The sequence below is a fragment of the Dyella sp. genome, assembly GCF_035685885.1.
Classification (GTDB): domain Bacteria; phylum Pseudomonadota; class Gammaproteobacteria; order Xanthomonadales; family Rhodanobacteraceae; genus Dyella.
The window spans coordinates 20,748-37,851 of the sequence record NZ_DASRZX010000020.1 but is presented as its reverse complement, the minus strand read 5'-3'; the positions used below and the strand labels follow the sequence as shown (position 1 = coordinate 37,851).

General features: G+C 66.3%; 15 protein-coding genes. 7 read left to right on the top strand and 8 right to left on the bottom strand.

Features of this window, described 5'->3' with window-relative positions:
* The 3 genes from VFG49_RS03000 to VFG49_RS02990 form a co-directional block, all read left to right on the top strand.
* The coding region (locus VFG49_RS03000) for a two-component system sensor histidine kinase NtrB (RefSeq protein ID WP_324858022.1) at positions 1 to 681 on the top strand (681 nt) is incomplete at its 5' end.
* Positions 674 to 2,071, top strand: a complete 1,398-nt coding sequence (gene ntrC / locus VFG49_RS02995) for a nitrogen regulation protein NR(I) (RefSeq protein WP_324858021.1) — start codon at positions 674 to 676, stop codon at positions 2,069 to 2,071. The genes VFG49_RS03000 and ntrC, both read left to right, overlap by 8 nt.
* A gap of 11 nt (positions 2,072 to 2,082) precedes the next feature.
* Entirely contained in the window at positions 2,083 to 2,550 is a 468-nt protein-coding gene (locus VFG49_RS02990; protein WP_324858020.1) for a GNAT family N-acetyltransferase, read from the top strand.
* Between the two features lie 319 nt (positions 2,551 to 2,869).
* On the opposite strand, the gene VFG49_RS02985 is transcribed toward VFG49_RS02990, so the two are convergent.
* Both VFG49_RS02985 and VFG49_RS02980 read right to left on the bottom strand, forming a co-directional pair.
* Complete coding sequence (locus tag VFG49_RS02985) at positions 2,870 to 5,335, bottom strand: sensor domain-containing protein (RefSeq protein WP_324858019.1); 2,466 nt, start codon at positions 5,333 to 5,335, stop codon at positions 2,870 to 2,872.
* Between the two features lie 118 nt (positions 5,336 to 5,453).
* On the bottom strand, positions 5,454 to 6,581 hold the full coding sequence (locus tag VFG49_RS02980) for a hypothetical protein (protein ID WP_324858018.1): 1,128 nt from the start codon (positions 6,579 to 6,581) through the stop codon (positions 5,454 to 5,456).
* Between the two features lie 117 nt (positions 6,582 to 6,698).
* On the opposite strand from VFG49_RS02980, the gene VFG49_RS02975 reads away from it, so the two are divergent.
* Together VFG49_RS02975 and VFG49_RS02970 are read left to right on the top strand one after the other, a co-directional pair.
* Positions 6,699 to 7,982 carry an acetyl-CoA C-acetyltransferase gene (locus tag VFG49_RS02975; protein ID WP_324858017.1) on the top strand — a complete coding sequence of 428 codons (1,284 nt, stop codon included), beginning with the start codon at positions 6,699 to 6,701 and terminating at the stop codon, positions 7,980 to 7,982.
* A 27-nt stretch (positions 7,983 to 8,009) separates the two neighbouring features.
* On the top strand, positions 8,010 to 8,528 hold the full coding sequence (locus tag VFG49_RS02970) for an energy transducer TonB (RefSeq protein WP_324858016.1): 519 nt from the start codon (positions 8,010 to 8,012) through the stop codon (positions 8,526 to 8,528).
* Between the two features lie 289 nt (positions 8,529 to 8,817).
* Here the strand turns inward: VFG49_RS02970 and VFG49_RS02965 are convergent, their stop codons facing one another.
* From VFG49_RS02965 to VFG49_RS02945, 5 genes are all read right to left on the bottom strand, one after another.
* Positions 8,818 to 10,683, bottom strand: coding sequence for a phospholipase D family protein (locus VFG49_RS02965; RefSeq protein WP_324858015.1), 1,866 nt, complete (start codon positions 10,681 to 10,683; stop codon positions 8,818 to 8,820).
* 22 nt (positions 10,684 to 10,705) lie between these two features.
* Positions 10,706 to 11,272 (bottom strand): YceI family protein, encoded by a 567-nt coding sequence (locus VFG49_RS02960; RefSeq protein WP_324858014.1) that lies wholly within the window; start codon positions 11,270 to 11,272, stop codon positions 10,706 to 10,708.
* Positions 11,269 to 11,742 carry a SixA phosphatase family protein gene (locus tag VFG49_RS02955; RefSeq protein ID WP_324858013.1) on the bottom strand — a complete coding sequence of 158 codons (474 nt, stop codon included), beginning with the start codon at positions 11,740 to 11,742 and terminating at the stop codon, positions 11,269 to 11,271. Before VFG49_RS02955 ends, VFG49_RS02960 begins: the two co-directional genes overlap by 4 nt.
* A 44-nt stretch (positions 11,743 to 11,786) precedes the next feature.
* On the bottom strand, positions 11,787 to 12,419 hold the full coding sequence (locus tag VFG49_RS02950; RefSeq protein WP_324858012.1) for a ParA family protein: 633 nt from the start codon (positions 12,417 to 12,419) through the stop codon (positions 11,787 to 11,789).
* Between the two features lie 70 nt (positions 12,420 to 12,489).
* Positions 12,490 to 13,515: a hypothetical protein gene (locus VFG49_RS02945; RefSeq protein ID WP_324858011.1), complete on the bottom strand. Its 1,026-nt coding sequence runs from the start codon at positions 13,513 to 13,515 to the stop codon at positions 12,490 to 12,492.
* Between the two features lie 167 nt (positions 13,516 to 13,682).
* Between VFG49_RS02945 and VFG49_RS02940 the strand changes: the two genes are divergently transcribed.
* The gene (locus VFG49_RS02940; RefSeq protein ID WP_324858010.1) at positions 13,683 to 13,883 is read left to right on the top strand and encodes an antitermination protein NusB; all 201 of its coding nucleotides are present in this window, start codon (positions 13,683 to 13,685) and stop codon (positions 13,881 to 13,883) included.
* Positions 13,884 to 14,052: 169 nt separating this feature from the next.
* On the opposite strand, the gene speE is transcribed toward VFG49_RS02940, so the two are convergent.
* Positions 14,053 to 14,907 (bottom strand): polyamine aminopropyltransferase, encoded by an 855-nt coding sequence (gene speE / locus VFG49_RS02935; RefSeq protein ID WP_324858009.1) that lies wholly within the window; start codon positions 14,905 to 14,907, stop codon positions 14,053 to 14,055.
* Positions 14,908 to 15,185: 278 nt separating this feature from the next.
* On the opposite strand from speE, the gene speA reads away from it, so the two are divergent.
* Positions 15,186 to 17,075, top strand: coding sequence for a biosynthetic arginine decarboxylase (speA, locus tag VFG49_RS02930; protein ID WP_324858008.1), 1,890 nt, complete (start codon positions 15,186 to 15,188; stop codon positions 17,073 to 17,075).
* Positions 17,076 to 17,104 lie beyond the last annotated feature (29 nt).

Sequence of the window (17,104 nt, the reverse complement as noted above, 5' to 3'; positions counted from 1 at the left end):
GCGGCGACAGATACACCGCTGTCTGCGACGCTGCGTGGCTTCGCGCACGAAGTGAAGAACCCGCTCGCGGGCCTGCGCGGTGCAGCTCAGTTGCTGCAGCGTCGGGTCGAGGATGCATCGCTGCGTTCGCTCGCCGGGCTGGTGATTGCCGAGGCCGACCGCCTGACTACCCTGGCCAATCGCCTGCTGCGCCACGATGGTGCGGCCGCCAGGCCGGACGCGGTGAACATCCACGAAAGGCTGGAACGCCTGGGTGATCTGCTGCTGGCCGAAGCGTCGCCGCCGATGATCCGCCACGACTACGATCCCAGCCTGCCCGATGTGCAGGCCGACGCCGACCGCTTGCTGCAGCTGCTGCTCAACCTCGCGCGCAATGCGGTGGAAGCGGGCGCGCGCACGATCACCTTACGCACCCGCGCTGAGCCGGGGGTGCGCCTGGGCGACCGCGTGGCGCGCATGGCCTTGCGCGTGGACGTGATCGACGACGGCCCCGGCGTTGCGCCGGAGCTGCGTGACACCTTGTTCGAGCCACTGGTGTCGGGGCGCAGCGACGGCAGCGGGCTTGGCCTGGCGTTGTCGCGCGAGATCGCGCGCGAGCACGGTGGCGAATTGCGTTATACAAGTCGTCCGGGGGAGACGGCATTCACTCTCTACCTGCCGATGGGACACACCCATGACTGAGCCGCGACCGGAAATCTGGATCGCCGACGATGACCACGCGGTGCGCTTCGTGCTGGCCGAAGCCTTGCGCGATGCCGGCCTCACGGTGCGCGAGTTTGGCGATGGCGAGTCGGTTCGCCATGCGCTGCGCGAGGCGCGCCCGGCCTTGCTGCTCACGGACGTGCGCATGCCGGGCGAAGGCGGCCTCGCGCTGCTGTCCGCGTTGCAGGCGCAGGGTATTGGGCCGGTGATCGTGATGAGTGCGTACACCGACGTGGCCACCACCGCTGCCGCCTATCGCGCGGGCGCGGTGGATTACCTCGCCAAGCCCTTCGACCTCGATCAGGCGGTCGCCGCCGTGCAACGTGCGCTGGCCGACGTACCTGACGTTGCCGCCGCGCCCGCGCCCGCCGCAGCGCCCACGCATGCGCTGCTGGGCGAAAGCGCGGCGATGCGCGAAGTGTTTCGCCTCATCGGCCGCGTGGCCGCGAGTGACCTCAACGTTCTGGTCACCGGCGAAACCGGAACCGGCAAGGAACTGGTGGCGCGCGCCCTGCACGATGAAAGCACACGCCGCGACAAGCCGTTCGTGGCACTCAATACCGCGGCCATTCCCAGCGAGCTGCTGGAAAGCGAACTGTTCGGCCACGAGGCCGGTGCCTTCACCGGTGCCACGCGTCGCCACGCAGGACGATTCGAGCAGGCCGAAGGTGGCACGCTGTTCCTCGACGAAATCGGCGACATGCCGCTGGCGCTGCAGACGCGCCTGTTGCGCGTGCTCGCCGGCGGCGAGTTCTATCGCGTGGGCGGACGCGAGTTGATCCGCGGCAACGTGCGCATCATCGCTGCCACGCATCAGGACCTGGACGTGCGGGTGGCCGCGGGGCAGTTCCGCGCCGACCTCAAGCATCGCCTCGATGTCGTGCGCATCGAACTGCCCGCCTTGCGCGATCGCCGCGCCGACATTGCATTGCTGGCACAGCACTTCCTGGCGCAGGCCGCGCAGGAATTGAAGTTGCCGCCCAAGCGGTTTTCGAAAGCGGCGCTGAAAGCCGTCTCCCAACGCGACTTTCCGGGCAACGTACGCGAGCTGGAGAACCTGTGCCGCCGTCTGACGGTGATCGCGCCGGGCATGGAAATCCTTCCGGCCGACCTCGGAACGGCCCCCGGCACACCGCAGGCCAGTGGCTGGACCGACATGCTGCGGGAGTGGGCGGCACAGGCCATCGCCGATGGCGAATTGGACATCCATATGCGCGCCCGCGAAGCACTGGACCAGACACTGCTACAGGCCGCGCTCGATGCCCACGAAGGCCACCGCCAGCATGCTGCCGCCGCGCTGGGCGTGGGCCGCAACACGCTCACCCGCAAACTCGGCGCGTCGCGCGTGCGACGCCCCGCCAAATCCTGAGCCGTCACGCCATGACCATTACCACACGCATCGCCATTCGCTCCGACACATCGCACATCGCGCAATGGAATGTCGCCATGGCTTGGGAAACCGAACACAAGGCGCTGGACCCGGGCGTGCTGGAACGCGGCGTCTCTGCCGTGTTCGACGAGCCGCGTCGCGGCTTCTACCTCGTGGCCGAGCGCGACGACGAGCCCGTTGGCTGCCTGCTGGTCACCTACGAATGGAGCGATTGGCGCGCCGGCGATTTCTGGTGGATCCAGAGCGTCTACGTGGTGGCGTCCGCACGCCGCGAAGGCGCGTTCCGGCGCATGTACGAAGACGTGAAGCAACGCGCCGCGGATGCCGGCGCCGTCGGCCTGCGTCTCTACGTGGAAACCGAGAACGAGCCCGCGCAACGTACCTACGCCGGCCTCGGCATGGAGCGCTGCCACTACTTCATGTACGAAGCCGAGTTCGGTCCGAGCAACGCGAAGTAATCCCCGCCTTTTGTGGGAGCGCACCGTGTGCGCGACCGCGGCGCGTTGTTGTGCGACCGAGAGTGCATCGCCGATGAGCGTTCCCGCGTCACCGCGCTGTTGGCTTTTCGCGCACAGGGTGCGCTCCTACAGAGGAGCGGGTCGTGCCGTTGGGACGCGGAATCGCGCGGTAATCGCTGCTCCTTCTGGGCGCACACACTGTGCGCGACCGCGGCGTCTGGTTGTGCGCCTGACGATGCCGCGCCGGCAAACGTTCCGGCGTCACCGCGCTGTTGGCTTTTCCCGCACAGGGTTCGCTCCTGCAGGGATACGTTTCAGCTCACGCGATCGACAGCTGCCGTTCGAAATCTTCCGCCGGCATGGCGTGGCCAAACAGAAAGCCCTGCAGCAGCGAGCAACCCGCGCGGCGCAAATGTTCGGCCTGCGCAAGCGTTTCCACACCTTCGGCCACCACCGTCATGTCCAGGCCGTGGGCCATCGTGATGATGGCGTCGGTAATGGCGGCGTTGTCGGCGTCGCTGGCGATGTCGCGCACGAAGGTGCGGTCGATCTTCAGTGCGTCGATGGGAAAATACTTCAGGTAGGAAAGGCTGCAGTAGCCGGTGCCGAAGTCATCCAGCGCCAAGCTGACGCCCACGTCCTTGATGTGCTGCATGAGGGCGCGGCTCTGGTCGCCGGCGGACATCACCATGCGCTCGGTCAGCTCAAGTTCGATCAGCTGGGGTGGCACATGGGCGTCCTGCAGCGCGGCACGCAGGGTGGCGTGGAAACCCTGGTGCTGGAACTGCGGAGCCGAAACATTCACCGCCACCACGATCGGATGGCCCGCGCGATGCCAGACGCCGGCTTGGCGACACGCCTCGCGCAGCACCCATTCGCCGATCGGCACGATCAGTCCGCTCTCCTCCGCCACCGGGATGAACTGGTCGGGCATGTAGACATCTCGCCCGTCGACCTGCCAGCGCAGCAGCGCCTCGGCACCCACGATGGCGTTGCTGCGCGCGTCCACCTTGGGCTGGTAATGGAGCTTCAGGTCGCCATGCCGCAAGGCCTTGCGCAGGTCCTGTTCGATGCGCAGGCGCGCGGCAGGTCGTTCGCTCATCGACGGCGTGAAGAAGCGGTAATCGCCACGGCCCTGCATCTTCACTTCATAGGCCGCGATGTCGGCGTTGCGCAGCATGGACTCCGCGTCTTGCGCATCATCCGGATACACGCTGATGCCCACGCTGAAATGCATGGTGAAATCGCCAACACGGCTCGCGGGTGAGGCAAGCCAGGTGCGCGTGAGTTTTTCGCACAACTGGCTGGCGCCGTTGCGGCCGTCAACGTGCGAGAGCAGCACCACGAACTCATCGCCGCCCACCCGGCTGACGGTGTCTTCGCTGCGCAGGTGGTCGCGCAGGTGGATGGCAAACGCGCGCAGCATGTCATCGCCCGCAGCGTGGCCAAGCACATCGTTGACCTGCTTGAAGTGGTCCAGGTCGATATGCAGCAAGGCGGCCTGGTTGTGGCGGCGCAGCGTGGCGGCCAGCACCTGCTCTAGGCGCGATTGCAACACGCTGCGATTGGGCAAGCCGGTCAGCGTGTCGTGTTGCGCGAGGTGCGCCATTTTCAGCGCCAGCGCACGCATTTCGCTCACGTCATGGAACACCAGCACGCCGCCGATCACACTGCCGGCGTGGTCGTGGATCGACGCCGCGGAGTCTTCAATGGGCGTTTCAAAGCCATTGCGGTGGATCAGCACCGCGTTGCCCTTCAGTTCCACGATGGCGTCGCGCGCGATCGCATCCTGCAAGGGGTTGTGCAGCGGTTCGCGGGTGCGGCTGTCGATCAGCCTGAACACCTCGCTCATGGGCTTGCCCACCGCCTCGGCATGGCTCCAGCCGGTCATCGCCTCGGCGATGGGGTTGAGCGAGGTCACGCGGTGCAGCAGGTCGGTAGTGATGACGGCATCGCCGATCGAGCGCAGCGTCACCTCGGCCAGTTCGCGCTCGCGGAACAGCGCTTCCTCGTAGGCCTTGCGCTGGCTGATATCGAGGATCTGCGCAACCGCCTGGAACGGCGCGCCGTCCACGCCACGCACCACCGACACGCTCAGCAGCACGTGCACGGGATGGCCGTCGCGATGCAGGTAGCGCTTTTCGAGCTGGTAGGTATCGCGGACGCCTTCGCGCAGCAACTGCGAGAGTTCGCGCGAGGCGGCGATGTCGTCGGTGTGGGTCAGATCGACCAGGGACATCGACAGCAGTTCGCGCTCGTCGTAGCCCAGCATCTGGCAGAGTGCATCGTTCACCCGCAGCATGTGACCGCCGGGCGTCACCAGCGCCATGCCGATCGGCGCGTGCTGGAAGGCACCATGCAGCCGCTGCTCGCTTTCCCGCAGCTGAGTTTCCAGCGCGTGCCGCTCGGTGACGTCGAGGAACACGGTGAATACGCCACGCACCTGTCCGTGCTCGTCCAGGTCGGGCTGGAAGTTGCCGTGCACATAACGGCGCGCGGTGCCGGGAAACAGCTCGCCTTCGTATACGGCCGGCTCACCGCCGAACGCTTTTTCCAGGCACGCGCCGGCCTGCTCGATGCTCCACGGATCGAGCACCTCGTCCACGCTGCGGCCCACGATGCGCTCGGGATCCAGGCCCAGCCAGGCCTTGTGGGTGGCGTTGATGAAGCGGAAGCGGCGATCGCGGCCGATATAGGTGATGAGCGCGGGCGCGCCTTGAATCACATGCGCGGGCCACTGCGCCTCGCCGCCTGCCGGGACGAACTCGCGATCGGATGGCTGCACTGAGTTTCGCCCGCTGGCGCTCCCTTGCGCCCATCGCAGCATGATGCGCCAAGTGCGGGCGCGTGTGCAGCCGGCCGCGAAGGAATTCACGCCACGGGGATGCGAATTCCGTGAACGCTCAGTGCAGGGATTCGGCCGGTGCGCCGAGTTGGCCTTCCCTGTCGATCAGGATGCGCCCGAGCGTGTGCAGGTCCGGCGCGATGTCGAAGCGGTCGGCGAGTTCGGCCACCAACGGCCCCAGGGCCTTGGGGTGCAGGGGATAGCCGTGCGCGAGTACGCGGGCACGGCCACCTTCGCCGCGCTGCGCCAGCGTGACGGCGACCACGCCCAGACCCGGCGCCTCGTGGGCATACAGGGTGGGCGCGTCGTAGGCCGCATCGACAGCTGCCGGTGTTTCCAGCAGATAGCCGCGCGGCGTCGGGTCCGCAGCGAGCACGAGGGGCAGATGATGCGCATCGAGCAGCGCTGCGTACTGGCGCAGTTCGAACACGATGCCGGCCAGGTCATGCGCGCGCGCATCGACGTCGCCACCGTGCTGGCGCAACCAGTCGGTCGGCGACTGCACCTGCACCTTGCCATCGTGGTAGCGCAGCGCGAGGCCTCGGGCGCTCATCGTGGCTTCGTCGCGATACGGCGTAAGCAGCGCCGCCTCCAGCAGGTTCCACAGCGGCGCCAGGTTGACGTGTTCGTACTGCACGCAGGTCAAGGCCAGCAGATCGTTGCGGCTGAGGTAACGCGCATGTTCCAGATGAACGCCCAGCGTACGCATGAGCCAGTCGGCCGTGCGCTCACCCGCTTCGCCGCGTCCCACCAGTTCCACTTCCAGCTTTTCGGACAGCGCTTCGGCCAGCGCCTCGGGTGCCAGCAGTGACATGGGCAGCAGGCGCATCGGGCCATCGGCGAACGCAGCCTCCGGCTCCAGCGGCTGGGCCGGCATGTGGCCTTCGTGGGTGCCGAACGCCACGACGTTTTCCAGGTGGCCGCGCGGTACGCGACGAGCCAGCTCGTCCAGCGTGGCCCATGCGGGGAAACCGGGCCGCAACAGTTCCACCGCATCGAACAGCGCGCCGGCCAGCGCCAGTCGCGCTTCGTTCACCTCCGGCACGAGTGCGTGAAGGTCGGCCGCGATCAGGGCGGCCAGTTCGGCGGCCTCATCGCGGGTCAGCGTGCGGCGAGGCGGCGTGTCGCCGGGCGACAGCTCCAGCGCCAGGACCACGGGAAGGGCGACGAGTGCTTGTGCTTCCACGGATGACAAACCCGAACGGTAAAGAACCAAATTCTAGCATTCGGGGCCTTTTGGGCTTCCGTGGCGTGGCGCAGCGGGTTAGCCTTGACGACTCGGCTTTTTCGGACAGTCCTGGACATGGAAAACACGCTCAAGCGCGTCGGTGTCATTGGTGGCGTACGCATTCCGTTCTGCCGCAACAACACCGCTTACGCCGATGTCGGCAATTTCGGCATGTCGGTGAAGGTGCTTGGGTCGCTGGTAGAACGCTACGGACTGCATGGCGTCGAACTGGGCGATGTCGCCATGGGCGCGGTGATCAGGCACTCGTCCGAATGGAACCTGGCCCGCGAGGCGGTGCTGTCCTCGGGACTTGCGCCGACCACGCCCGCCATCACCACGGCGCGTGCCTGCGGTACCTCGCTGGACAACGCCATCATCATTGCCAGCAAGATCGCCACCGGGCAGATCGAGGCGGGCATTGCCGGCGGTTCGGACACCACCAGCGACGTACCCATTGTGCTGGGCGAGCGCCTGCGCAAGCGCCTGCTTGCGGTCAACCGCGCCAAGACTTGGCAGGACAAGCTGCGCTCCGCGACGCAGGGTTTCTCGTTCAAGGAATTCAAGCCCGCGTTTCCGGGCGTGGCCGAGCCGCGCACCGGCATGTCGATGGGCGATCACTGCGAAAAGATGGCCAAGGAATGGCACATCAGCCGCCAGGCGCAGGACCAGCTCGCGCTGGACAGCCACCACAAGCTGGCGGCCGCCTATGACGCGGGTTTCTTCGAGGACCTGGTGATTCCGTTCCGCGGCCTGAAGCGCGATGGCTTCCTGCGTCCCGACTCCACCATGGAAAAGCTGGGCTCGCTCAAGCCGGCGTTCGACAAGAGCTCCGGCCACGGCACGCTGACCGCGGGCAACTCCACCGGCTTGTCCGACGGCGCCGCCGCCGTCCTGCTGGGCACCGAAGAGTGGGCAGCCAAGCGCGGCCTCTCCGTGCAGGCGTGGTTCCGCGATGCCGAAGTGGCCGCGGTCGACTTCGTGCATGGCGAAGGCCTGCTGATGGCGCCCACCGTGGCCGTTCCGCGCATGCTGGCCCGCCACGGCCTGAGCCTGCAAGACTTTGACTTCTACGAAATCCACGAAGCTTTCGCCGCGCAGGTGCTGTGCACGTTGCGCGCGTGGGAAAGCGTGGACTACTGCAAGAACCGCCTCGGCCTCGACCAGCCGCTGGGCTCGATCGATCCGGCCAGGCTCAACGTGCATGGTTCCAGCCTCGCCGTGGGCCATCCGTTTGCGGCCACCGGCGCGCGCATCATTGCCACGCTGGCCAAGCTGCTGGAACAGAAGGGTTCGGGTCGCGGTTTGATCTCCATCTGCACGGCCGGCGGCATGGGCGTCACCGCCATCCTCGAGCGCTGAGCGTCCGCGCACGCTGCGCTTTCACGCATGTTCCGCCTGCGTACCACCACCACCCTGAGCGTGCTTGCCCTGGTGGTGGGCATTGCCGGCACCGCCTGGCTGAGCACGCTTACCGACGACTGGAAGGGCCCCGCGGCCCGCGCCGTCACGCATGTCGACAAGGTACGCACGGTGCTGCGTCGGCATGCGCGCACGCCTCGCCCGGCATCGCAGCCTGAGCCGGCGAATGTGCCGACGGTACACGCCGAAGCCGCGCCTGAGCTTCCCACGCTGACACCCATCGACATGCCATCGCTGCCCGTTCCGCTGTTCGAGCGCGTCGCCATGGCGAATGGCCGTGTCGTGTTGCAACTGTCCGTCGACGGCGAAGGACGCGTGCGGGATGCCTCGGTGGCCGAGTCGAGCGGCAACGACCAATGGGACGATCGCGCGGTTCGCACCGTGCTGCGCTGGCGTTTTGCCGTGCCAACGGATGCGCCCGACGGCCTGACAGGCCAATTGGTGATGCGTTTCGATGCCACCGGCAGCGGTTCGTCTGCTCCGTAGAAGAGGGCCCGTGCGCGGACCCTGTGCGCGACCGCAGTGTCGCGTTGCTCACTTGGGGTGAATGGTGCAGAGCCGTTCCGGCTTCTCCGCGCTGTTGGCTTTTCGCGCACAGGGTGCGCTCCTACAGAAAAGCCGAGGTGCGTCCCCGTTGTGGGAGCGGACCCTGTGCGCGAACGCAGTGTCGCGGTGCTCGCCTGGGGTGAATGGTGCACAGGCGTTCCGGCTTCTCCGCGCTGTTGGCTTTTCGCGCACAGGGTGCGCTCCTACGCGAGCCATGGTGCAAGGCGTTCTAGAGCACGCCTTCCGCACCGGCGCCAAACGCCGTGATCAGGCGCGTATAGATCAGCTTGGGCGATACCGCGACATCGGGGAAATCGCCTACCGGCGTGTAGCAGCTGAAGAATGCCGGGTCGCTCGGTCGCATCGGCGTGCAGCCGGCCTTGAGGTCGTAGCTGGTTGCGTAGCGGTAGGGCCACAGGTCGAAGATGGGCAGGCTCGCCGAGACGTCGCCGATCGCCGTGCTTACGCTGCTCTGCTGGCGCGGACCGATCACCCAGGCATTTTCCGGTTGGGTTTCGCGCAGGATGCTTTCGCGCAGCTCGTTGGCGAAACGCGCGTCGTACACGATCACGCCGGCTTCGGTGTTGTAGTGGTCCGAGCGCGGATCGAAATTGTGCGAGCCCACCATGGCGAAGTCGTCGTCCACCACGATGGATTTCGCGTGCAGGCCGAAGCGCCGGCCCGGCGTGGTGAGCGGCGCCGGTCGGTTTCGCCGCGCGCCGCCACGGCTGCCGAGCAGACCGCGTTCGGTGCCGATGCGGCGATGCGCCTGGGTGCCACCGGGGCCTGCTGGCGAAGGCCCCTCGTCGTTGGCGGCTTCGGCATTGTCTTCGGCCGGCCCGGCGGCATGCGGTTTCATTTCGTAGATCTCGAAGCCATCGTCCTTGAGGTAGCGCTTTCGATGCTTGTACGAAAGCGCATAGACCGCGAAGGCATCCGTGGATGCGAGCGAATTGGTCGACACGATGATGCGTGGCGGTGCGGGGCCTTTGCGCAAGTTGGCGAAGATGTCCTGCGCGCGATCGCTGAGCACGAGATAGGGCGTCTGCAGCACGATCTCGTGTTGCGCGCCGCCGACCATGCGCATCAGGTTCGCGGTGAATTCCTGCGCGCTGCGCTTGTCCGGCTGCGTGGTCTTGGCGGGAAGGTCGCTGAAATAGTCCACCCGGCCGGTGCGCAGCGTCTCGCTGACCAGCACCTCGTCCAGCCAGTCAGCGTCCTGCACTTCGGCCAGCACGCGAGCCACGCGTTGCGGATGTGCATAGCGGGGCGTGGGCCAGGGCGAGGGCTTGTCCTTGTCCAGGATGCTGCGGTCGACGTCGCGCAGGTGCGTCAGCCGAGCCGAGCGCTTGTGGTTCCAGAAGAGCTCGAAGCTGGACGCCATTTCGCGTGCGGCAGGTCCGCCCACCATCACGTCGCGATCGACATAGTCGAACTCGTCGTCCCAATCGAAATAGCGATCCTGGTAGTTGCGTCCGCCGGTGATGCCGATGGCGCCATCCACCAGCAGCAGCTTGTTGTGCATGCGCTGGTTGAACTTGTGGAAGCAGCACACGATGCTCGCGCCGAACTGCATCGCCGAGGTCTGCGCCTCGTGGAAGGTCGGGTTGTACAGGCGCACTTCCAGGTTGGCGTGCACGCTGGCAAGGCGTTCGAGCAGGGCGGCATCGTTGAAGGAGAACAGCTGGTCGGCGAGGATGCGCACCTTCACGCCGCGCCGTGCCGCCTGCAGCAGCTCATCGAGCACCAGCTGGCCTGCATCGTCCTGGTCCCAGATGTAGGTCTGCACGTCGATGGAGCGCTGCGCGGCGCGGATCAGGTTGAGCCGCGCCACCATTGCCGCCTCGCTGTCGTTGAGCAGCGTGACCACGTGCACCGGTTGTGTGTCGGTGGAATCGGCCATGGCCTGGTGCGCGGCATCGAGCAGTGGCGAGGCCATGGCGCAATGATCGGGCTGGTCGCAGGCAAGCTCATGCGGCGCCTGCGCATGGACCACGTCATCCGCGCGGCGGATGCGCGCAGGCGACACGCTGCATCCCGTGATGATCAGGATCGCAGTGAGCAGGGAGGCAAGGGCGATCCAGCGCGAGTGCATCTGCCAATGATACGGACTGGTCTCAGCGGCTGGCGTAATCAAGGCTGATCGACAGGCCCAGATCGACCTTGTCCGATAGCGCGGTGCGATGTCCGCTCATGCCGAAATCGCTACGCTGGATGGTGCCCTTCACTGAAATCACGCATTGCTGCGGACTGTCCAGCGGGCAGGTCGAGGGCAACAGCTGGAAGCGCGCGGGTTTGGTGACGCCGCGCAGGGTCAGCGTGCCGGCAAGGTCGCCGCCCTTCTCCAGCATGGCCAGCGTGATCGGTTCGGACACGAAATGGATGGTGGGATAGCGCGAAGCATCGAAGAACTCCGGCGCCAGCACCCAGCGACGGATGCGGTCCGAACTCATCTGGATGCTGTCGACGGTGATGTGCGCGTCCACCACCGCGCTGTCGTGCAGCGAGCTCAGCGTGACGTCGCCGGCGATCTGTTCGAAGCGTCCGCTGATCTGGCTCAACCAGAACAGTCGCACGCCGAAGTCGGCGTGCGAGCGGGTGGGGTCGATACGGTAATCAGCGGCGTGGGCAGGCAGGGCAGCCAGCAGGATCAACACCAGGCTGGCGATGAAGCGTCCAATCATGGAGACCAGAAGGCGTCCAGGCGGGCGTTGCCCGGCTCCAGTGCACCGTTGAGATGGAGCACCGCCAGGCCGCCCGGCGGCATCCCGCGGAACTCGTCCGAACGTCCCTCCACCAGCAAGGCCACCAGGCGCTCGATGCCCGGGTTGTGTCCGACCAGCATCACCGTGCCGGCATCGCCATGCTGGTCCAGCAGGGCCAGCAGTTCGCCCGGCGTGGCCTCGTAGATGTCGTCGGCGTATTGCAGCTCCGGCGCGCGGGTCAGCGCGGCCAGCGCCAGCGTTGCGGTGGCTCGCGTGCGTTCGGATGGCGAGCACAGCACGCGATCGGGTTTCACCCCGTGCGAGGCCAGCCATTTGCCGGCTGCCCGCGCCTCCTGTTCGCCACGTCCGCTCAGGCGTCGGTTCTGGTCGTCGGCCCCCGAGGGCGAGGGCTGGGCTTCGGCATGTCGCAACAGGATCAGTTCGTGCATGGGTAGTGCTCCAAGATCGTGCCGGGTCGGTGGGGCGAACCGGCTTAGTGCTGGCGCTTGATCCAGCGCAGGAGTTGCTTCCAGTCCTCCTGGTGGCTCCGGACGTTTTCCGAAGCGTAATCAAAGATACCCTTGCCAAGTGCGGCCAGCAGCACATACGCCTGACTGTCTCTCAACTGCGCCACAAGGGGGAACGGCGCCTGTTCCGCCAATCGCGACATCGCGTCCTGGCTTGCGTTGGTCCAGGGCTTGAGGCGGTTCCCGACCAGGCCCACGGGCAGCTTGCCACGCTTGATGCGACTGACCTGTTTCAAATGGTCGAGAAAGTCGAACGTCGCGTCCAGGTCAAAGGTTGACGGCAGCACAGGCACCAGCAGCACATCGGCCTTTTCCAGATAGGGTTCGAGATCGCGCTCCTGGGAACCGGCGGGCGTGTCGATCAGCACGCGCTGGGTGTCGGGCGGGAGCTTTTCCAGGGATCTGCGGCCGCCTTCGAGGGCCAGCACGCCCGGCACGTTGTCGGGACGATTGGCCGCCCAGCGAAAGCCCGACTGCTGCCGGTCGGCGTCGACGATGGCCGTGTGCTTGCCGTCCTGCGCCCAGTGCGAAGCGAGCTGGGTGACCAGCGTGCTCTTGCCGCAACCACCTTTGCTGCTTGCTACCAGTACCGTCAGCATGCTGCTGTCCCTGAGTCCAAGCCTGGGTCAAGCCTACACGATGGCCGGGGGCGGAGGACAAGCGCGTCGGTCAGGCCTGGGGCTTGGCTGGCTCCCAGTCGGCGGGCGCGTCCACCGCAATGTTGTAGTCGTGCAGCGCGGTGAGCATCAGGCTCATCTCGGTGCCGCCGCTGCGCGCCAGCGCCATCAGGTGCTGCGCCAGGGCGGTATCGCCTTGGGCCCGCGAGGACAGCTGGGCGAAGCTTTGCACCTGCCACACCAGATTGCGCCGGGCCCGGCGAGCTTCGTCCTGCTGGGCGGCATCCTCGGCCAGCGTTTCGCGCAGGTGCAGGCCCAGCGAACGGCCCAGCGGGCTCGATCCCCATTCCAGCAACTTGGCCAGCTTCAGGCAGTCGGCCTTGATGCCGGCATCGCCGCTGCCGTCCTCGCAAAGGCGCGACGTCGCCTGCAATCCCGGTTGCGGCTGCGTTTCGGCGAGGCCAAGCACCATCATCACCTGCACGCCGACGGCGCCGCTGGGCGACAGTGGATTGATCACCGCGGGCGGTGGCGGCAGCAGCGTCACCGTGGTGGCCAGCGCCTTGAGGCTGGCGCCGGTGTAGTCGTCATAGAGCTTGGCCGAGGCAGCCTTGGCCAGGTCTTCGCGGGCGTCGTCCGATTTGCCGCCGCGCACGTCCTGGCCCAGCTTGAGCAGCCAAACGGCGGCATTGTCCGGCGCCTGGGCCACCAGCTTCGCCATGGCGTCGGTATTGGGACAGGCGTCGCCCTTGGCGTCGCAGTCGCTGAGGCGTACCCAGCTGATCTCGGGGCCGGCGCCGGGGGCGCTCGCAGCGCGGTCGATCAGGCTATGGAAACTGTTGATTTCAGGGACGTCTGCCAGCGGCCGGGCCAGCAGGGCGCCGCCGAGCAGGGGAATGGGAGCCGCCTGTGGGGCGGTCACGCTCACCAGATCCTTCTGGAAGGCCAGCAGCGCCTGGCGCCGCGCGGCCACCTGCGGGTCGGTGACCGGCGCCTTGGTGGGGGTCTTGGCGGCGAACGCCGGACCGGTCAATGAGGCGAAAACGAGTCCGACTGCGAGCCATCGCCGTCCAAGCATCGGGGTCATCCTTAGCAGAGCGAAGCGGCCAGCATACCGATCAAGCATTAAGCTCGCCTGATCCAGCTGACCATGCCGTGCTGAGAACGGCTCCCGGCTTGCTAGCATGGCCGCTTCGCGACGCCCCGGGATGGCTTGTCCATCCTGCGCAGCACAGGAGACCGGTAGTGAACGATATTTCTTTCTTGGCCGACGGACGGGCGGCCCCCTGGTTCGTGGGCTGGGGCACGCTGGCCCTGATCAACGCCGGGCTGGCCCAGGGCAAGAACCGCAGCGGCCTGCTGTGGTTCCTGTTGTCGCTGGTGCTGGGACCGATCGCCACGCTGGCGCTGGTGCTGTTGCCCAAGACGCGGCAGACGTTGTTCTGATCGTTTGCCGCTTATGTAGGAGCGCACCCAGTGCGCGAAGGACCTACCCCGAGGGGGCACCGTAAAACAGCGACGCCGGCATTCCCTTCCAAGGGGAACCCGGCGTCGGGATACCACGGCACGCTGCGGTCGCGCACTGGGTGCGCTCCTGCAGCGGGTGCGTTCGGGCTTACTCGCCCAGCGCCTCGCGCATGAATTCCGGCTGGGCCAGCGCGCCCTTGTGGATGTCGGCGTTGTAGTAGCGGGTGGGGAAATTCTTGCTGATCGCGCCGCGCTCGCGGAAGCCGGCCAGGTCGCCGCCCTTGCGCACCATCGTGCAGCTCCACCAGCCGGTGGGATAGCACGGCTGCGGGAACGGCAGGGTTTTCACTGCGCTGAAGCCAGCGGTGCGCATGGCCGAGCGCATGGACTTGATCAGCTCGATGTGCGCGATCGGCGATTCCGATTGCTGCACCAGGATGCCGCCGTGGCGCAGGGCCTTATGGCAGCTGGCGTAGAAGGCGGCGTTGAACAGGCCTTCGGCGGGGCCGACCGGGTCGGTCGAGTCCACGATGATCAGGTCCAACGATTCGGGCTCGGCTTCGGCCATGTACTTGATGCCGTCGATGAACAGCAGCTCGGCGCGCGGGTCGTTGTTCGACTCGCACAGTTCCGGGAAGTACTGCTCGGCCAGGCGGGTGACGCGCTCGTCGATCTCCACCTGCACCGCGTGCTCCACTTCCTCGTGCTTGAGCACTTCACGCAGCGTGCCGCAATCGCCTCCACCGATGATCACCACGCGCTTGGCGCGCGCATGGGTGAACAGCGCCGGATGGGTCATCATCTCGTGATAGAGGAAATTGTCGCGGCTGGTCAGCATCACGCAGCCGTCGATCACCATCAGGTTGCCCCAATCGGTGGTCTGGTAGATCTCGATGGTCTGGAACGGGGTTTTCTCGGCGTGCAGCAGCTTCTCGACGCGGTAGCCGATGGAAGAGCCGGAGGCCTGGTGGGCTTCGGTGAACCAGCTGGGGTGCTGCGACATGGGGGCGTTCCTGACGATCGATGGGTTCAAAGAGCGGGAATTGTAGCCGAACCGGCGCCATCTTCCCGTTTTTGCTGGGGAACGCCGCCGGCACATTGTCACAAGACGCCGTTACAATAGCCGTCCGGACCGCCGGGCTTAGCCCGCATAAGGTCCGTCAGGTCAGTCCGGCCCCGCGGCGTGCGAGGCTTCCGGCCGTCTGACTTTGATTTCGTCAAGGCTCGCCGCTGCGACGACATGCAAAGGGTGTTTCACGCCCGTTATTGAAGGAACCCTCCATGTCGAAGCATTGGAACATTGACGCTGCCCGCCATACCTACGCCATCCCGCACTGGGGCGATGGCTATGTGGATGTGAACACCGCCGGCCATATCGTGATGCGTCCCAAGGGCGCGACCGGCCCGGCGCTGTCGCTGCCGGCCATCGTTGATCGCGCCCGTGCTGAAGGGCTGCGTCTGCCGCTGCTGGTGCGCTTTCCGGACATCCTTGCCGATCGCCTCAAGCGCCTGCAGGACGCGTTCGCCAAGGCCATTGGCGAGTGGAACTATGCGGGTGGCTATACGGCTGTCTACCCGATCAAGGTGAACCAGCAGCGCGGCGTGGCCGGCGAGCTGGTGGCTGCGGGCGAACACGGTTTCGGCCTCGAAGCCGGCTCCAAGCCCGAGCTGATGGCCGTGCTGGCGATGGCTCGCCCCGGCAGCATCGTCATCTGCAACGGCTACAAGGATCGCGAATACATCCGCCTGGCGCTGATCGGCCGCAAGCTCGGCCTGCGCGTGCACATCGTGATCGAGAAACTGTCCGAGCTCGATCATGTGTTCACCGAAGCCAAGGCGCTCGATGTCGAGCCGCTGCTTGGCGTGCGCGTGCGCCTGGCCTCGATCGGTGCCGGCAAGTGGCAGAACACCGGCGGCGACAAGGGCAAGTTTGGCCTTTCGCCCAGCCAGGTGCTGACTCTCGTTGAGCGCCTGGATCAGGCCGGCCTCAAGCACACGCTGAAGCTGCAGCATTTCCACATGGGCTCGCAGATATCCAACGTGCGCGACATCGCCAATGGCATGCGCGAAGCCACGCGCTACTTCGTGGAATTGAAGCGCATGGGTGTGCCGCTGGAGATCGTCGACGTCGGCGGTGGCCTCGGCGTGGATTACGAAGGTTCGCGCTCGCGCAGCCACAACTCGATCAACTACTCGATCGAGCAGTACGCCGCGACCATCGTGCAGTCGCTGGCCGAAGCGGTAGCTGAAGAAAACCTGCCCGCGCCGCACATCATCACCGAGGCCGGCCGCGCCATGACCGCGCACCACGCGGTGATGGTGGTGAACGTGACGGAAGTGGAGCCCGTTCCCGCGGGAAACATCCCTGCGCCGCACGACCATGAGCCGGCCGTGCTGCGTCGCCTGCGCGAAACCTGGGACGAACTCGACCAGCGCCCGGCGCTGGAACTGTTCCACGAAGCCCAGCATCACGCGGCCGAAGGCCAGGCGCTCTACGCGCTGGGCCAGCTCAACCTGGAAGACCGCGCGCGCCTGGACGACATGTACTACGCCATCGCCAACGCGGTGCGCACGCGCCTGCTGCCGGCGGAGCGTTCGCATCGCCAGGCGTTGGACGAACTGGACGAGAAGCTGGTGGACAAGTACTTCGTCAACTTCTCGGTATTCGAGTCGGTGCCGGACATCTGGGCGATCGACCAGATCTTCCCGATCGCGCCGATCGCTCGCCTCGACGAGGAACCGACCCGCCGAGGCGTGATCGTCGATCTCACCTGCGATTCGGACGGCCGCATCGATGACTATGTCGATGCCGACGGCGTGGATGTGAGCCTTCCGCTGCATGCGCTGAAGGACGACGAAAGCTACCGCCTGGGCATCTTCATGGTCGGTGCTTACCAGGAGACCTTGGGCGATATCCACAACCTTTTCGGCGACACCGACGCGGTGAACGTACGCGTGGACGGCGACTCGTATGTTTTCGCGCACAAGCGCAGCGGCGACACGACCGACCTGATGCTGGACTACGTCGGCTACGATCTGGAAGTCCTGCGCCGCAGCTATCGCGAGCGCATCGCGGCGGCCGGTGTGCAAGGCGAGGCGGCGGAGCAGTTGTTCGTCACGTTGAACGAAGGTTTGACTGGCTATACGTACCTATCTGAAGGCGCGCACTAAGGCTCTTTGGCTCGTCGTTCCGGCCTACG